This is a genomic window from Inhella proteolytica (assembly GCF_016093275.1).
Lineage (GTDB): Bacteria > Pseudomonadota > Gammaproteobacteria > Burkholderiales > Burkholderiaceae_C > Inhella > Inhella proteolytica.
In genome coordinates this window covers 257806-273391 of the sequence record NZ_JAEDAK010000004.1, presented here as the reverse complement: position 1 = coordinate 273391, position 15586 = coordinate 257806, and the positions used below count along the sequence as shown (strand labels likewise).

The 15586-nt window shown below is 71.7% G+C and carries 14 protein-coding genes; 9 read left to right on the top strand and 5 right to left on the bottom strand.

Annotation, left to right across the window (positions count from 1 at the left end; all coding sequences use genetic code 11):
* Nucleotides 1-10 precede the first annotated feature (10 nt).
* A complete protein-coding gene (locus tag I7X39_RS08080) occupies nt 11-1156 on the top strand; it encodes a serine hydrolase domain-containing protein (RefSeq protein ID WP_198110468.1) in 1146 nt (381 codons plus the stop codon).
* A gap of 38 nt (nt 1157-1194) precedes the next feature.
* Here the strand turns inward: I7X39_RS08080 and I7X39_RS08075 are convergent, their stop codons facing one another.
* Nucleotides 1195-1902 carry a YecA/YgfB family protein gene (locus I7X39_RS08075; RefSeq protein WP_198110467.1) on the bottom strand — a complete coding sequence of 236 codons (708 nt, stop codon included), beginning with the start codon at nt 1900-1902 and terminating at the stop codon, nt 1195-1197.
* Nucleotides 1886-2839: a hypothetical protein gene (locus I7X39_RS08070; protein WP_198110466.1), complete on the bottom strand. Its 954-nt coding sequence runs from the start codon at nt 2837-2839 to the stop codon at nt 1886-1888. The genes I7X39_RS08075 and I7X39_RS08070 overlap by 17 nt, the downstream gene beginning before the upstream one ends.
* A 157-nt stretch (nt 2840-2996) precedes the next feature.
* Between I7X39_RS08070 and I7X39_RS08065 the strand changes: the two genes are divergently transcribed.
* The 6 genes from I7X39_RS08065 to I7X39_RS08040 all read left to right on the top strand — a co-directional run bounded on the left by I7X39_RS08065 (nt 2997) and on the right by I7X39_RS08040 (nt 11055).
* On the top strand, nt 2997-6332 hold the full coding sequence (locus I7X39_RS08065) for a S41 family peptidase (RefSeq protein WP_198110465.1): 3336 nt from the start codon (nt 2997-2999) through the stop codon (nt 6330-6332).
* 49 nt (nt 6333-6381) lie between these two features.
* Nucleotides 6382-7119: a substrate-binding periplasmic protein gene (locus I7X39_RS08060; RefSeq protein ID WP_198110464.1), complete on the top strand. Its 738-nt coding sequence runs from the start codon at nt 6382-6384 to the stop codon at nt 7117-7119.
* 72 nt (nt 7120-7191) lie between these two features.
* On the top strand, nt 7192-7797 hold the full coding sequence (locus I7X39_RS08055; RefSeq protein WP_198110463.1) for an outer membrane beta-barrel protein: 606 nt from the start codon (nt 7192-7194) through the stop codon (nt 7795-7797).
* A 70-nt stretch (nt 7798-7867) separates the two neighbouring features.
* Entirely contained in the window at nt 7868-9376 is a 1509-nt protein-coding gene (gene mmsA, locus I7X39_RS08050) for a CoA-acylating methylmalonate-semialdehyde dehydrogenase (protein WP_310739896.1), read from the top strand.
* Between the two features lie 60 nt (nt 9377-9436).
* The gene (locus tag I7X39_RS08045) at nt 9437-10195 is read left to right on the top strand and encodes a substrate-binding periplasmic protein (protein WP_198110461.1); all 759 of its coding nucleotides are present in this window, start codon (nt 9437-9439) and stop codon (nt 10193-10195) included.
* The gene (locus tag I7X39_RS08040; protein WP_198110460.1) at nt 10192-11055 is read left to right on the top strand and encodes a transporter substrate-binding domain-containing protein; all 864 of its coding nucleotides are present in this window, start codon (nt 10192-10194) and stop codon (nt 11053-11055) included. The genes I7X39_RS08045 and I7X39_RS08040 overlap by 4 nt, the downstream gene beginning before the upstream one ends.
* Here I7X39_RS08040 and I7X39_RS08035 read toward each other — a convergent pair.
* Both I7X39_RS08035 and I7X39_RS08030 read right to left on the bottom strand, forming a co-directional pair.
* On the bottom strand, nt 11052-11972 hold the full coding sequence (locus I7X39_RS08035; RefSeq protein WP_198110459.1) for a DUF6929 family protein: 921 nt from the start codon (nt 11970-11972) through the stop codon (nt 11052-11054). The two genes, I7X39_RS08040 and I7X39_RS08035, sit on opposite strands and share 4 nt — an antisense overlap.
* Complete coding sequence (locus I7X39_RS08030; RefSeq protein ID WP_198110458.1) at nt 11969-12844, bottom strand: septal ring lytic transglycosylase RlpA family protein; 876 nt, start codon at nt 12842-12844, stop codon at nt 11969-11971. Before I7X39_RS08030 ends, I7X39_RS08035 begins: the two co-directional genes overlap by 4 nt.
* Before the next feature lie 101 nt (nt 12845-12945).
* Here I7X39_RS08030 and I7X39_RS08025 point away from each other — a divergent pair, with 101 nt between their 5' ends.
* Complete coding sequence (locus I7X39_RS08025) at nt 12946-14016, top strand: acyltransferase family protein (RefSeq protein WP_198110457.1); 1071 nt, start codon at nt 12946-12948, stop codon at nt 14014-14016.
* Between the two features lies 1 nt (nt 14017).
* Nucleotides 14018-14722 (top strand): DUF6445 family protein, encoded by a 705-nt coding sequence (locus I7X39_RS08020; RefSeq protein WP_198110456.1) that lies wholly within the window; start codon nt 14018-14020, stop codon nt 14720-14722.
* Nucleotides 14723-14858: 136 nt separating this feature from the next.
* Here I7X39_RS08020 and I7X39_RS08015 read toward each other — a convergent pair whose 3' ends face one another.
* Nucleotides 14859-15362 carry an ankyrin repeat domain-containing protein gene (locus I7X39_RS08015; protein WP_198110455.1) on the bottom strand — a complete coding sequence of 168 codons (504 nt, stop codon included), beginning with the start codon at nt 15360-15362 and terminating at the stop codon, nt 14859-14861.
* Nucleotides 15363-15586: the final 224 nt, after the last annotated feature.

The following is a 15586-nucleotide window of genomic DNA, read 5'->3' as shown; positions in this document are numbered from 1 at the left end:
CCACCCGTCCATGCCCGCCCTGATCCTGCTGCTGTGCGCCCTGCTGGCCTTGCCTGTCCATGCCGACAGCCTGCGCCAGCGGATCGAATCCTTCATCGCCGAAAAGCGGACCCCCGGCCTGGTGCTGATGGTGGTGCAGCAGGGTCAGGTGCTGCGCCACGAAGCCTTTGGCCTGGCCGATCTGGAGACGAAGCGGCCGTTGCAGCGCGACGCCATCCTGCGCCTGTACTCGATGAGCAAGCCGTTAACCGCCCTGGCGGTGTTGCGCCAGGTGCAGGCCGGGCGGCTGCGCCTGGACACGCCGCTGCAGGAGCTGCTGCCGCAGTTCGCCAAGCTGCCGACGATCCAGATTCGCCATCTGCTGAGCCACACGGCGGGTTTTGACTACGGCGGCGACCTGACGAGCTGGACCGGCCTGCGCTACCTCTGGGCCCAGCCGATGGACCAGGAGGGCAAGAGCCTGGAGCAGGCCATGGCCGCGCTGGCCGGTCTGCCGCTGCGCCATGAACCGGGCCAGGCCTGGACCTATGGAATGTCCAGCGACGTGCTGGGCGCGGTGCTCGAACGGCTGCACGGCCAGCCGCTCGATCAGGTGCTGGCGCGCGAGGTCTTTGCGCCCCTGGGCATGGTGGACACGGGCTTTCAAGTGCCAGCGGCCCAGCGCCCGCGCCTGGCCACCCAGCACGAGATGGGCGGCATCCCGCTGCTCTACAAGCGCATCCGCGTGGATGCCGACAGCAGCCGCCTGGGCCTGGAGGCGCCGCGTCTGCGCTCGGCCGGCGGCGGCCTGGTGGGCACGGTGGCCGACTACATGCGCTTTGCCCAGGCCCTGCTGCAGCGCCCGCCCAAACTGCTGGCGCCCGCGCTGTTCGAGGCCATGCTCAGCAACCAACTGCCCGCCGCGCAGCCCCGTCTGCCGGCCGAGGTCTATGCGCGCAGCGGCTACGGCCTGGGCTTGGGCATCAAGCTCGAAGACGACGGCCCGCAGGCCGCCGGCACGGTGTTCTGGGCCGGCAAGGGCGGCAGCCTGTTCTGGGTGGACCGGCAACACCAGCTGGCGGTGGTGGCCGCGATGCCGCTGAACGGCGCCGCCCGCGGGCTGGAAAAGCGTTTGATTCCCTGGGTCTACGAGTGGCTGGCGCAGCGCGGGCGCTGAAGGGCCTCACAGCCCTGCGGCCGCGCTCGTCCCGGACATCAGCGCGAGTAGCCCCCGCGTGAGGGCGGTCGGCGCGGCTTGCGCGCGCCCCCGGGCCCGGCCGGTCGCGCGGGCTGGCCGGCCTTCTGCGGCCGGCTGACATCGGCCAGCAGCAGGCTGTGCGCCACCAGGTGCTCGATCGCCTCTTCCAGATTGGCGGCCGGCTCGATGCCCTCGATGGCTTCGAGCAGTTCGTCGGCGTCTTCCAGGTCCTCGGGGTCGAGGAATTGGTAGATGCCGGCCAGGCCTTCGAGCAGATCGGCCTCCTTGCAACCCATCAGGCCGCGCGGGAAGCTGTCGGCGCCGAGCGCGAAGCCGGCCACCCAAGGGTAGACGGCGGCCAGCACGGTTTCCCAGTCTTCGGGGTCGGCATCCTCGCCGTCCTCATCCCCCGGAGCGAACACCCAGGGGTCCCACCATTGGCGGCCGCGGATGGCAGTGTCCAGCTGCTGCAGCCGGCGCATGGCCAGCGCGCGGATCGGCTCCCCATCGAAGCCGGCCGGCGCTGCGCGGCCTTCCTCGCTGTCCAGCACCCAGCGCAGCCACTCGCCCGGCGGGGGAGCCTTGGGCTGCAAGGCGATGGCGGTCAGATAGCCGTCCAGCATGGCCACGTCCAGCGGCTCCAGGGGCGCGGGGACGGCGTCCAGCAGATCCTGCAGGCGGTCGAGGTCGATGGTGGGGGCGGGCTGCTTAGGGGTGGTGCTCATGCGCCGGATTGTGGGCTTCGCGCAGCACGGCGCGCTCCCAGGCGGGGCTGTAGGCCTGCAGCAGCGCCTCCGAGCGGAGGTGGTGGCGCAGCGCCAGGTTCTGCAGGTCCAGGGCGCCCACGAAAGGCCCCGCGCTCCACCAAAGCGTTTGACGCCCTTCGTCCAGATGCACTTGCCGGGTGCGACATCCCATGCCCTCATCGCCCTCCCATAACGTGCGGAACGGGCCCTGCGGAGGGCCCACCACGAGCTGGGTGGGAAAGGAGACAAAGAGCGTGCCGTCGCGCGCCTGCGTCCATGCGCAGGGCCGCTCGGGCCAGCGGTTCAGGCGCACGGCCCGCCAGCCCGCGTCGGCCTTGTGGAGCTTCCACAGCCCTCCCTCAGCGCTTCCCAGATGCGCAAAGCCGGTCAGCGCCAGCACGTCACCCCGGGGCTGGAGCAGCAGACCGAGTGCGGGTTCATCGACGAGGCGCCGCGCCTGGCCACCCTGCGCATCGGCCCAGTAGAGGCCGCCGCCAACGTAGTGCATCAAGCGCCCGTAGAGCCAGCCGTCGGCCACCTGCAGAGTGGCCGTGGTGGTGGTGAGGGCGGCGGCACCGTTAGGCGGTGCAAAGGGAAGCGACGCTTCAGGTGGGTGCGTGAGCGGGCGCGCGCAGAGCCCCTGCGCGCTTGCGTTGAACTCCCAATCCAGGGGTGTGTAGGACTTGCGGGCGTCCCAGAGCCTTCGTTCACGCGTCTGGCTGGGGGCCGGGCGTTGCACCACGGGCCAGGTGTACGGATCGGCACAGCTTGAGAGGGCGTTCCGATGTTCCTGCTGCAAGGTCGGAAAGGGAAAGTCTCCCGGTTCATCGGCGTCCGGCTCGGCGGCCCACAGGGGCGAGCACGCGGCCATCAGCAGGGCGGCCCACCAGCGGACGCAGGGCCAGCGCCTGGCCATGGATGAACGGGGGGATCGGCCAAGGTCACGCATGTCGTCATTGTGGTTGTCGCGTTCCGAGCCGGTCCCGCCTCCGGGTGAACCCGCTGTGACCGACGACCCGCCCGACGCGGCGCCGCCAGAATCCCGCCCTTTCCCGACTCCCCCGGACCGCACCATGTCCCGTCTCCTCCCGCTGCTGGCCGCGCTGTGCGCCGCCGGCCTGGCCCAGGCCAACCCGCAAGGCTTCTACCGCCAGCCCGCTGTGCAGGGCGACACGGTGGTGTTCGTCAGCCAGGGCGATCTGTGGCGCAGCAGCCTGGCCGGCGGGGCGGCGCAGCGCATCAGCTCGCATGCGGGGCAGGAGATCTCGCCCGTGCTCTTGCCCGATGGCAAGACCCTGGCCTTCGTGGCGCAGTACGAAAGCGCCGGCGATGTCTACACGCTCAGCCTGGACGGGGGCGTGCCGCAGCGCCGCAGCTGGCTGGGCAGCGCTTCGGTGCGCGTGTGGGGGCATGACGGCAAGGACGGTCTGCTCATCACCGCGCCCGCCGAGGACGGCCGCCCCCATCCGCAGCCCTACCTGCTCAAGGGCGACAAGCTGCAAGCCCTCCCCGTGGGGGATGCAAGCGACGCGGCCTTCTCGCTCGATGGCAAGCGCATCCTCTTCACCCGCAACGGCCTGCGCGGTGACCACGCCAAGAACTACCGCGGCGGCGCCATCGCCAGCTTGTGGGTGATGGAGCTGGGCGGCGGCGCCGAGGCCCGCCCGCTGCTGGGCGCGGACTTCCCACGCGCCAACAACCGCCGCCCCATGCCCTACCGCGACGCCCAGGGCCGCGAGCGCATCGCCTTCCTGAGTGATCGCGACGGCTTCTTCAACGTCTGGTCGGTGGCCGCCGACGGCAGCGATGCGCGCCAGCACACGCGCTTCAAGGACTTCGATGCGCGCCAGGCCTCGATCAGCGGCAGCACCGTGGTGCTGGCGCGCGGCGCCGATCTGCAGCGCGTGGACCTGAGCGCCGCCGGCGCCGAGGCGCCGGTGCTGCCCATCACCTTGGCGGGAGACCAGCCCGCCAGCACGGCGCGCTGGATCCAGAAGCCGCAGAACTTCCTCGCCGACGTGGCCGTGGCTCCGAACGGTGAGCGCGCGGTGATTGGCGTGCGCGGCCGCCTGGCCACGCAGGGCACGCAGGCGCTGCGCCGCGCCGTGCTGCAGATGCCCGAGGGCGCGCGCTGCCGCGAGGCCGCCTTCAGCAGCGACAGCCAATCCGTCTTCGCGCTATGCGACATGAGCGGTGAGGTCGAGCTCTGGCAGTTCGATGCCTTGGGCCTGAGCGCGCCCAAGCAGATCACCCGCGGTGCGCCGTCGCTGCGCACCGATCTGAGCGTGGCGCCGGATGGGCGCCATCTGGTGCATGCCGATCTGGCCGGCGCCGTCTACCTGACCGACCTGAAGGCCGAGGGCGGACCGGCCACGCGCCAGATCGACCAGCTGCCCGACAACGAAGGCATCGAGTTCGCCTGGCACCCCGATGCCCAGGCCCTGGCCTATGTGCGCCGGCCGGCCGAGGGCGGTGCGCGCGGTCAGGTGTGGCTCTACACCCTGGCCGATGGCGACAAGCGTGCGCTGACGAGTGCCAAGTACCACAGCGCCGCCCCGGCCTTCAGCCCGGACGGCCAGTGGCTGTACTTCGCCTCGCGCCGCCACTTCCAGCTGCAGCAGGGCTCCAGCGTCTGGGCCGAGCGCAATATGGGTCCGGCCTTCGAGCCCGGCACCAAGGTCTATGCGCTGGCGCTGCAGAGCGGGCTGCGCTCGCCCTTCGCGGCCAAGGAAGAACTGCCGCCGCCCGCCAAGGCCGAGGCGAAGCCGGAGGAGAAGAAGGACGCGAAACAGGACGCGAAGCAGGACGCGAAGAAAGACAGCAAGCCCGCCCTGCCGCGCATCGAACGCGCGGGCCTGGCCGAACGCCTGTTCGAGCTGCCGCTGCCGGCCGGCCGTTATCGCAGCCTGCAGGCGGAAGCCAAGCGCTTGTGGTGGCTCGAATCGGACTTCGGCCCCGGCGCGCTCAAGAGCCTGAGCCTGGAGGCCGGTGCCAGTGCCGACACGCATACCGACAAGGTGCGCAGCTTCCAGCTCAGCGGCAATGGCAAGACCCTGCTGGTTCAGCGCGACGCCGCGCCCGGCCAGGCGCCCGAGCTGCTGCTGCTGGACGCCGCGCCCAAGCCGCCCGCCGACACCGGCAAGTTCAGCGTGCGCTGGGCCGACTGGCAGATCCCCGTGAACCCGCGCCAGGAATGGCAGCAGATGTTTGCCGACGCCTGGCGCATGCAGCGCGACTACTTCTACGACGCGCAGCTGCACGGCATCGACTGGAAGGCCAGCCGCGCGCGCCACGCCGCCCTGCTGCCGCGCGTGGGCGACCGCGTGGAGCTGGGGGAGCTGATGGGCATGATGGCCTCGGACCTGAGCCTGCTGCACAGCCAGGTGGGCTATGGCGACCTACCGCCGCTGGCCGAGGAAGCCCCGCCCGTGGCCGGCCTGGGCGCACGCCTGGAGCCACATGAGAAGGGCGCGCGTATCGCGCACATCTACCGCAACGAGGCCGAGCTGGTGAGCGAGCGCGGGCCGCTGCAGCAGCCGGGGCTGGCGCTGCGCGAGGGCGAGGTCATCACCGCCATCAACGGCCAAGCCTTGCGCTGGCCGCAGGGGGCGACCCTGCTGGCCGGCCAGGCCGGCAAGCAGCTGCGCCTGGAGGTGCAGGGCGCCGACGGCAGCGGGGCGCGCAGCGTGATCGTGACGCCGGTGGACCCGCGCCGCGACATGGCGCTGCGCTACCAGGACTGGCGCTTCAGCCGCGCCGAGGCGGTGCACAAGCTCTCGGGTGGCCGCATCGGCTACCTGCACCTGCGCGCCATGGGCGGGCAGGACATCGCCGACTTCGCGCGCGAGTTCTACGCCCAGCTGGACAAGGAGGCGATCGTGCTCGACGTGCGCTTCAACAACGGCGGCAACATCGACTCCTGGGTGCTGGACAAGCTGCTGCGCAAGAGCTGGGCCTACTGGCAGCCGCGCCACCCCGCGGGCGGCCCGCGCTTTGCCAACATGCAGCAGAGCTATGCCGGCAAGCTGGCCATGCTGATCAACGAGAACACCTACAGCGACGGCGAGACCGTGGCCGAGGGCTTCAAGCGCCTGGGCCTGGGCCCGGTGATCGGCAAGACCACCAGCGGCGCCGGCGTGTGGCTGAGCGACCGCAACCTCCTGGTGGACAACGGCATCCTGCGCGCCGCCGAGATCGCGCAGATGAGCCCCGAGGGCCAGGTGCTGATCGAGGGCAAGGGCGTGGTGCCGGACCTTGAGGTGGACAACCCGCCGCGCGCCACCGCGCAGGGGCAGGATGCCCAGCTGGAGGCCGCCGTGCAGCAGCTGCTCAAGCAGCTGCCGGCGCGCGCACCGGCGGCGGACGAACGCTTGCCGCGCGTCAAGGCCTACCCGCGGCCGCGCGGCTGAGGCGCCGGCGCGCTGGCGATACTCGCGGCCTTCATTCCTTGAGGCCGCGATGCGCTGGAACCTGTGCCCGACCCTGTTGTGCCTGCTGCTCAGCCTGGGCGCGACAGGGGCCGCCGAACCCCTGCCGATTGCCTTTGACGCCGGCAACCCGCCGGCCATGTGGGGCCAGGGCAAGGCCGTGCGGGGCGTGCAGCCGGCGCTGATTGCCGCGGCCGCGCAGGAGGCCGGGCTGACGCTGCGCATGAGCGGCATGCCCTGGCCGCGTGCCATGGAAGGCCTGGCGCGCGGCGAGCATTGCGTGGGCGGGGCCTACCGCAATGCCGAGCGCGCAGCGCTCTACCTGTTCAGCGAATCGATCCGCGAGGAAACCGTGGTGGCCGTGGCGCTGGCGCGCAACCCGCTGCCCGCGCTGCACCAGGCCAGCGACCTGCGCGGCCTGCGCGTGGGCCTGCACCGTGGCTGGAGCTATGGCGAGGAGCTGGACGCCGCCTTGCAGGACCCGGCGCTGCAGGTCACCCGCCTGACCTTCGGCAACCGCCTGTTCCTGGCGCTCGAATCCGGCAAGGTGGACGTGGTGCTGACCGATGGCGACAGCGTGCGCCACGAGTCGCGCGCGCTGCGCGAGCCCGTCAAGCAGCTGGCCGAACTCTCGCGCAATGGCACGCACCTGATGTGCCCGCGGGGGGAGCGCTTTGCCAAGGCCATCGCCGCGCTGAACCCGGTCATCCGGGCGCGCCGCGACAGCGCCGCCTGGGCGCAGCTGACGCAGCGCGAGCTGGCACGCTGAGCCGTCTTTAGAAAATCTTCAGGCGGCGCCGCCTACAGTGCGCCCGCCTCAAAAGCACAACAGGGAGAACCCATGCAACTCAAGAAGAGGGGCGGCGCCTTGGCCGCCCTGGCGCTGGCTTTCGCCAGCCTGCCCAGCCATGCCCAGCTGCTCGTCAGCAACCAGCCCGGCGTCTATGGTCAGCTCGGCTTCGGGCGCGCCCACCTCAGTGTGGACTGCAGCGGCCAGGCCGCCTGCGGCAGCAGCGGCGTTTCGGCCCGCCTGGGCGCGGGCCTGCGCGTGGGCGGCGGTTGGGCGATCGAATTCGGTCGCCAGGGCCTGGGCAATTTCGACTACAAGCGCCGTGCCGACGACAGCCACCGCGACATCGAGGTCGAGGCCTGGCAGGTCGGTGTGGCGCAGCACATCGAGATGACGCCGCAATGGCTGCTGGTGCCGCGCCTGGGCCTGGGCCGCATCAGCAGCCAGACCGATGCCGGCTACTGGCCCAGCTCGCACAGCGAGCGCCGCCGCGAGTGGCGGCCCTACGGCGGCATGAGCCTGGTGTGGCGCATGAACCGCGTGCTCAGCCTGCAGCTGCAGGCCGACTACCAGCGCGTGCCGCTGCGCCATGACAACGGCAGCAGCGAGGACGCTGGCGCGGCGAGTCTGGCGCTGGGTCTGGGCTTCAACTACTGAAACCCGGGCCCCTGACGATCGGCAAGGGCGCGCGGGCTTCCTAGAGTGCGGCACCCGCCTGGAGCCGCCCGTGATTCCCGAGGTCTACACCGATCCCCACCCTGTCGCCCACCACATCGCCGGCCAGGCCGTGCTGGCCGGCCCGCTGGCTCCGGTGCACAACCCCGCCACCGGCCAGGTGGCGCGCTGGGTGCATCAGGCCGAAGGCCCGCAGATCGTGCAAGCCGTGGCCGCGGCCGTGGCGGCCCAGCGCCCCTGGGGCGAGATGCCGGTGGCGCAGCGCGCGCGCGTGCTGCAGCGCTTTTTGCATCTGGCGCAGGGCGCCGGCCGCGAGCTGGCGCAGCGCATCGGCAGCGAGCAGGGCAAGACCCTGGACGATGCGCTGGGCGAGGTGCGCCGCGCGCTCGAGTTCGTCGAGTTCGCCTGCGCCGCCCCGGCGCTGCTGGGCGGGCGCTACAGCGCGCAGGCCGCCACGGGTCTGGACCACTGGACGCAGCCGCAGCCCCTGGGCGTGACGGTGGGCGTCACCGCCTCCAGCTGCCCCTTCATGCTGCCGCTGTGGATGGCGCCGCTGGCGCTGGTGTGCGGCAACAGCTTCATCCTCAAGCCCAGTCCGCTGGCGCCCAGCGCGGCGCTGTGGATCGCCGAGGCGCTGCGCGAGGCCGGCCTGCCGCCCGGCGTTTTCCAGGTGCTGCAGGGCGGGGCCGAGACCGTCAACGGCCTGATCTGCCACCCTGAGGTGGCGGCACTCAGCTTCGTGGGCCGCAGCAGCGTGGCGCGTTCGCTCTACGCACGCGGTGCCGAACTGGGCAAGCGCGTGCAGGCCCTGGGCAGCGCCAAGAACCACCTGGTGGTGCTGCCGGATGCCGACCTGGACGCCGCCTGCGAGGCCCTGGTGGGCGCCGCCTTCGGCTCGGCCGGGCAGCGCTGCATGGCGGTTTCGGTGGCCCTGCTGGTGGGCCACACGGCCGATGCCCTGATCCCGCGCCTGATGGACCGGGCGCGCAATCTGCGCGTCGGCCCGGGCTGGCAGGAGGGCGTGGAGCTGGGCCCGCTGAGCAGCGCCGAGGCCATGGCGCGCGTCGAGCGCCTGATCGGCTGCGGTGCCGAAGACGGCGCGCGCCTGCTGGTGGACGGCCGCGGCCTGCGCGTGCGCGGCCATGAGGGCGGCTTCTTCGTCGGCGCCACCCTCATCGACGAGGTGCAGCCTTGGATGCGCATCTACCAGGAAGAGGTGTTCGGCCCGGTGCTGCTGTGCCTGCGCGTGCCCGATCTGGAGGCCGCGCAGGCGCTCATTGCCGCCCACCCCCTGGCGCAGGCCGCCGTGCTCTACACGCGCAGCGGCGCGGCCGCGCGCCGCTTTGTGCAGCAGGTGCCGGTGGGGGCGGTGGGCATCAATGTGCCCCTGCCGCAGCCGCTGGCCTGGATGGGCTTTGGCGGCTGGAAGGGCAGCCTGTACGGCGAGCCTGCCGCCTATGGGCCCGAGGCTTTTCACTTCTACACGCGCCAGAAGGCCGTGCTGCAGCGCTGGGAGCCCGCGCCGGCCGGCGCCGCCTTCGTGTTTCCCGGAGCGCGCTGACAAGCCCGGCGTCAGCCGCCGGGTCTATCCTGGCTCCTCCTTCTTTTGGTGGAGTGCGCATTGCGGCGCCGAGCCCTGTTCCCGATCCTGGCCCTGCCCGCCGCGGCGCTGCCGGCCCCGCCAGCGCCCGCGCTGCGCGTGGTGTTCGGCGTTTCGCGCCCGCCCTTCGTGGACGAACGCAGCCGCAGCGGCATTGCGCTGGACCTGTTCGCCGAGGCCGCGCGCCGCCTGGGCTGGCGCTACGAGATCCAGCACGCACCCAACAAGCGCATGCTCAGCCTGCTGCGCCAGGGCGTGGTGGACGTGGCGGTGGAAGTGCCGCAGGGCGAGGCCGGCCTGCACTTCTCCACGCCCTTCCTGAGCTACCGCAATGTGCTGCTGCTGCCGCCCGGTCATGCGGCCGAGGTGCGCGACTGGCCCGACCTGGCCGGCCTGCGCGTGTGCGCCTGGCAGCTGGCCGAGGCGGCGCTGGGCCCCGGCTTTGCCGCCGCCCGGCCCCGCTTTGCCCAGTACCACGAGTTCGGCAACCAGCGCGACCAGGTGCGCCTGTGGCTGCTGGGCCGCTGCGAGGTGCTGGTGATCGACCGCGACCTGCTGCTCTGGCATTTGCGCGAACTGGCGCGCAGCGAGCCGCAGGTCGCCCAGCCGCGCCCCGAGGCCCTGCGCACCCTGCCCGTGCCGGGCCAGGCCGCGCTGGACTGGTTCGTCGGCTTTCGCGACGCTGCGCTGCGCGACCGCTTCAACGAGGCGCTGGCCGCCCTGCACGCCGACGGCAGCTACCCGCGCATCGTCAACCAGCACCTGCTGGGCACGCCATGAACGCCCGGCTTTGGACGCGCCGCCACGCCCTGGCCGCCGCTGCGCTGCTGCCGCTGTGCGCCAACGCCGCCAGCGGCCCCCAGCGCGTGCTGGTGCCGGTGGATGTGCGCCAGGACTTTGAGCGCTTCCTGGCTGGCCGCGACCCGCTGCAGCTGCAGCAGTACGGCGGCCCGCACGCGCGCCGTGACGTGGCCGAGTTGGTGCTGCTGCTGCAGGCGCTGGCGCTGGGCGGCATCACCGAACGCCCGGAGCGCGTGGCCATGCCCAGCGTGGCGCGGCTGGTGCGCGAGCTCGCGCAGGCCCAGGGCGTGTGCAGCGGCACCACTTACTGGAAGGAGGACGTGCCCTCGCCCGAGGACTTCCTGTTCAGCCGCACCATGGTGGCGGATGGCGAATTCGTGGCCGGCCTCTACACCCGGCCCGCGCGCGCCGACGTGCTGGCGGTGCAGAGCCTGGACGAGCTGCGCCGCCTGCGCTTCGTCTCCAACCGCCACTGGCGCGTCGACTGGGCCACGCTGCTGGGCCTGGGCATTGAGCGCCTGGCCCATGCCGACACCTGGGAGGCCATGCCGCGCATGCTGGCCGCCGGCCGTGCCGATGTGGTGCTGGCACCCTTCCAGCCCACGCCCGACCTGGCGCTGGACGTGGACGGCGTGCGCCTGGTGCCCATCCCCGGCCTCAAGCTCGGGCTGCGTGGCACGCGCCACTACCTGGTGTCGCGCCGCCACCCGGAAGGCGCGGCCTGGCTGGCCGCGCTGGACAAAGGCCTGCAGCAGCTGCAGGCGCAGGGGGCGGTGCTGCGCGCCTACCAGCAGTCGGGCTTCCACCACCCGGCGGTGGCGGGCTGGAAGCGGATTTAGATCGGCAGCCGCAGGTGGAGCAATTGCGCGGCCACGCCGCGCTGGTCTGCATCGGTGACCAGCCAGGCGTCCAGGCCCGCGCCAGCGGGGCGTGCCACCAGGCCCTCGACCTTGAGCGTGCCCGGCAGCCGGCCCAGCAGCTGCAGGCCGCCGGCCGGGTCCAGGCAGCCCAGCACCGAACCGCTGACGGTGCCATCGGCCACCGGGTTGTCGCTGTCCTCGGCGGCGGCGCTGAACAGCAGGCGCCCATCGGCCAGGGCGCACAGATCCGTCAGGCCGAGCGGCACGCCATCGAGTGCGCCCAGCGGGCAATCCAGGGCCTGCATCGGCAGGCTGGGGGCCGAGCGCCCGGCCAGCCAATCCAGCAGCGCCGCCAGCGGCCAGCCCAGCAGGCGGTTGGGCTGGCCACCGGGCTGGCCGCGCTGGGCCAGCCAGAAGCGCTCTCCGGCCACGCAGGCGCCCTCGATGTTCAGCAGCGGGTGCGCCGGGCGCAGCGCGGCATAGAGCGCGCTGGCGTCGAAAGGCCGGGCGGTGCCGGCGGGCAGGCCGGCGGCATCCAGGGGCTGCAGGGCCCAGCTGCAGCGCTGGGGCGTGGAGCCCGAGCCCAGGGCCAGCAGTGCGCCGTGCGGCCAGGCCGCGGCGGCGGGCAGGCTGCACAGCGCCTCCAGATCGGGCTTGCGCGCCTTGCGGGGCGCCGCCTGCTCGGGCAGCGGCGGCGCCGCCACCAGCGGCCAGCAGCGCCCGGGGCGGGCGGGGGCGGCCAGCTCGAAGGCGGCCAGGCCGAGCTCGTCGTCGGCCACCGAGTACAGGCGCTCGCCCAGCAACACCAGGGCACTGGCGGCGCACCAGGGCTGCGGTGCGCCGGCGCCCGGCCGCACCTGTAGCGGGGTCAGAAGCTCAGCCTGCAGGGCCTTCATCGCTGCACCAGCAGGGGTTGCAGCGCCAGCAGGCTGCGCAGGCGTTGCGCGGCCTCCTGGGCGCGCTCCAGGCTGTCAAAGGGGCCAAGCTGCACGCGGTGCAGGCCGCGGTCGCGCAGCGTGGTGAGCAGGGGTTCAAGCTCGGCCAGGTTGCCGGCCACGCGCTGCTTCAGCGCCACCGCGCCCTCCAGTGCGCGAAAGGCGCCGATTTGCAGCCACAGCCCGGGGCTGGCGGCGCGCACCTGCGCGGCGGCTTCGGGCACGGGCTCGGCCGGGGCCTCGCTCGCCTGCGCCACCTGGGTGGGCGGCTCGCCGGGCTCGGGCTCGCGGCGCCAGCGTCCGGTGCGGATGTCCTCGAAGCTCAGGCGCTGGATCTGCACCGGCGCCACGCCGCGCAGCAGGTCCAGCTTCAGCGCGGCGCTGTAGCTGAGGTCGATCACCCGGCCCTTGGCGAAGGGCCCGCGGTCGTTCACGCGCACGATCACCTCGCGTCCATTGGCCGGGTTGCGCACCCGGGCATAGCTGGGCAGCGGCCAGCGCGGGTGGGCGGCCGTCATCGCATACATGTTGTAGGTCTCGCCGCTGGCCGTCTGGCGGCCATGGAACTTGCGCCCGTACCAGCTGGCCAGGCCACCCTCTTCATAGGGCAGGTCTTCCAACAGCGGCACATAGCGCACGCCGTCGATCTCGTAGGGCTTGTTCGCCCCGCCAGGGCGGATGGGCTCGATGCGCGGCACGGCGTCGGGCACCCGCTGCAGGTCGGGCGGCGGCTGCAGTTCGGGGCCGTCGCGCTCGGCCGGGGCCGGCGTGCGCGTGGCGCAGGCCTGCAGCAGGGCCAGCAGCAGCAGGGCGAGCAAGAGGTTCAGGCGCATGGGGGCGCAGCGTAGACGAAGGGCGCCCGGTCGATCATTAATTCCACTCGAATACCAAAGACGCTGTTCGTCTGCAGGTATTTGATTGGTATCTTTCGGGCATGAACGCTGTTTCCTCTCGCCTGGCCTCGGTGGACGCGCTGCGCGGCCTGTGCGTGGCCGCCATGCTGCTGGTCAACAACCCGGGCGACTGGGGCCATGTCTACGCGCCGCTGCTGCACGCGGCCTGGCACGGCTGGACGCCGACCGATTTCGTTTTTCCCTTCTTCCTCTTCATCGTCGGCGTCTCGCTCGCGCTGGCACTGGGCGCGCGCATCGAGCGCGGCCAGACCGCCGGGCTGCTGCGCACCGTGTGGCTGCGCGGCCTGCGCATCCTGCTGCTGGGCCTGGCCCTGCACGCGCTGGCCTGGTGGCTGATGGACAAGCCCGCGCTGCGCCTGCCCGGCGTGCTGCAGCGCATCGGCCTGTGCTTTGCGCTGGCCGGCAGCCTCGTCATCGGCTGGCGCGCACGCGGCCAATGGGCCTGGATCGCCGCCCTGCTGCTGGGCTATGGCGCGCTGCTGCTCGGGGGCGGCCTCACCCCCGAGCACAACCCCGCCAGCCGCCTGGACGCCTGGTTGTTCGGCCCGCACGCCTACCAATGGGACGCCGCCAGCGGCCGCGGCCACGACCCCGAGGGCCTGCTGGCCAGCTTGGGCGCGCTGGCCACCACCCTGCTGGGCTGGCGCTGCGGCGAGGCCTTGCGCCAGGGCGCCCTGCGCACGCTGCTGGCGCTGGGCGCCGGCCTGGCGCTGGCCGGCTGGGCGCTGGACGCCGGCGGCCTGATGCCCATCAACAAGAACCTCTGGACGCCCAGCTTCGTGCTCTTTACCGCCGGCCTGGCCGCGCTCACGCTGGCCGCGCTGCACCAGGGGGTGGACCGGCAGGGCTGGCCGCCGCTGGGCCGCGCTTTCGGCGTCAACGCCATCGCCGCCTATGCCGGCGCCTGGGTCAGCACCGTGCTGCTGGAGGGCATGGGCGCGATGCAACCGCTCTACGCCGCGGGCTTCGGCTGGCTGCAGCGCGCCGCCGGGCCCGAGGCCGCGTCGCTAAGCTTTGCGCTCGCCTTCGTGGCTGTCTGGGCGCTGATCGTGCGCGGGCTGGATCAGCGCCGCATCTACTTCAAGGTTTGAGATGTCCGAGTACACGTTGCGCCTGCCACCTGATGTCCAGTCCGTGCAGATCGGCGCGCACCAACTGGTCTTCATCGACAACTTCCTGCAGGACCCGCAGGCCCTGGTGGAGGCCGCCTGCGCCGCCAGCTACGAACCCTGCCCGGGCGCGGCCGAGGGCAAGGGCTACCCCGGCATCCGCGCGCCCGCACCGGCCGCCTACGCCGAGGCCCTGCGCGAACTGGCCGAGCCGCTCATCCAGATCAACTTCGGCGTGCCTGAAGACCTGCCGATCCGCTCCAGCGTCGACAGCTTCTCGCTCACCACCACGCCGGCCGCGCAACTCGGCCCGCTGCAGCGCACCCCGCACTTCGACGCCAGCACGCCGCACCACATGGCGGTGCTGCTCTATCTGTGCGACGAGCGCCACGGCGGCACCGGCTTCTACCGCCACCGCGCCACCGGCATCCAGCGCCTCACGGCCGAGAACCGCGAGCCCTTTCTGGACCGCTACTTCGAAGAAATCAACCGCCAGCCGCCGCCGTTGCGCTACTTCGCAGAAGGCAACGAGCAGTTCGAGTTCCTCGGCATGATCCCGGCGCGCTTCAACCGGCTGGTGGTCTACCCGGGCAGCCTGCTGCACACGGCGTGCATTCACCCCTCGCTCAGCATCAGCAGTGATCCGCGCAGGGGGCGGTTGACGGTGAATACGTTCTACGACTTTTGAGGCCTGGTGTTGAATGCGCAAGAGGGGGACAGGTTGCTCAGCTTGCGATCCAAGGATTGAGTTGCACAGCCTGCTCGCTGACGAAATGAGATTGACGTTTAAACCGTGGCGCGTCCGTGGCGGCGCGGTATGGGCATCAAACCGGACTCTCGGAGTCGGTTGATTGGCTCGTGATGCTGTCCAGAAGGACTGCGATCTCATCTGCACCTTTCTCACGGGCGATGTCCGCAGCAGTTGAATCGCGGTCGTCACGCAGGTCTACCTTGGCACCCATGACGAGGAGCAGTCGAGCCGACGCCAACTCGCCAAAGGCAGATGCGCACATCAGAGGAGTGACGCCCTGCGCCGTGACACCGTCCACATCCGCTCCGGAGTCAAGCAACGCCTGCATGACCTCTGGCCAGCCAATGGCCTGGTGTAGCGGCGAAAGGCCATGCGAGTCGCGGCAGTCGATGTCAGCCCCGTTGTCGACGAGTAGTCGGACGATTGGCAAATGGCCAGCGGTGGCAGCAATGTGAAGGGCGGTAAAGCCGAAGGGGGTCGCAGCGTCCTTTGATGCGCCACCGGCGATGGCGGCCTGTGCCGCCTCGAAGTCTCCAACTTTTACGGCTGCGAGAAGGAGTCCGTCTTTGTCACGCATAGTGTTTTCGCCGCTGTGGCGATAGTTGGCCTTCTATGAGTAGGAGGCGGCATGCTCGCAGCCCGAATCACCTCACTGAGGTGGCACATGCTGGATTTTGGGTAGTGAGTAGGACCCCGCCGGGTCTCGCCCCGGCAGGCGAGTTCCTTTTGGCTTGACCCAAAAGGAACCAAAAGGTCAAGCCCCGATGCGCAGCCCCGGCCTGTGGCCGGGGTTCCCTGCGC

Coding starts and splice junctions, on each gene's coding strand:
- I7X39_RS08080 (WP_198110468.1), top strand. CDS start 11: ATGCCCGCCCTGATCCTGCTGCTGTGCGCCCTGCTGGCCTTGCCTGTC.
- I7X39_RS08075 (WP_198110467.1), bottom strand. CDS start 1,902: ATGAGCACCACCCCTAAGCAGCCCGCCCCCACCATCGACCTCGACCGC.
- I7X39_RS08070 (WP_198110466.1), bottom strand. CDS start 2,839: ATGGCCAGGCGCTGGCCCTGCGTCCGCTGGTGGGCCGCCCTGCTGATG.
- I7X39_RS08065 (WP_198110465.1), top strand. CDS start 2,997: ATGTCCCGTCTCCTCCCGCTGCTGGCCGCGCTGTGCGCCGCCGGCCTG.
- I7X39_RS08060 (WP_198110464.1), top strand. CDS start 6,382: ATGCGCTGGAACCTGTGCCCGACCCTGTTGTGCCTGCTGCTCAGCCTG.
- I7X39_RS08055 (WP_198110463.1), top strand. CDS start 7,192: ATGCAACTCAAGAAGAGGGGCGGCGCCTTGGCCGCCCTGGCGCTGGCT.
- I7X39_RS08040 (WP_198110460.1), top strand. CDS start 10,192: ATGAACGCCCGGCTTTGGACGCGCCGCCACGCCCTGGCCGCCGCTGCG.
- I7X39_RS08035 (WP_198110459.1), bottom strand. CDS start 11,972: ATGAAGGCCCTGCAGGCTGAGCTTCTGACCCCGCTACAGGTGCGGCCG.
- I7X39_RS08030 (WP_198110458.1), bottom strand. CDS start 12,844: ATGCGCCTGAACCTCTTGCTCGCCCTGCTGCTGCTGGCCCTGCTGCAG.
- I7X39_RS08025 (WP_198110457.1), top strand. CDS start 12,946: ATGAACGCTGTTTCCTCTCGCCTGGCCTCGGTGGACGCGCTGCGCGGC.
- I7X39_RS08020 (WP_198110456.1), top strand. CDS start 14,018: ATGTCCGAGTACACGTTGCGCCTGCCACCTGATGTCCAGTCCGTGCAG.
- I7X39_RS08015 (WP_198110455.1), bottom strand. CDS start 15,362: ATGCGTGACAAAGACGGACTCCTTCTCGCAGCCGTAAAAGTTGGAGAC.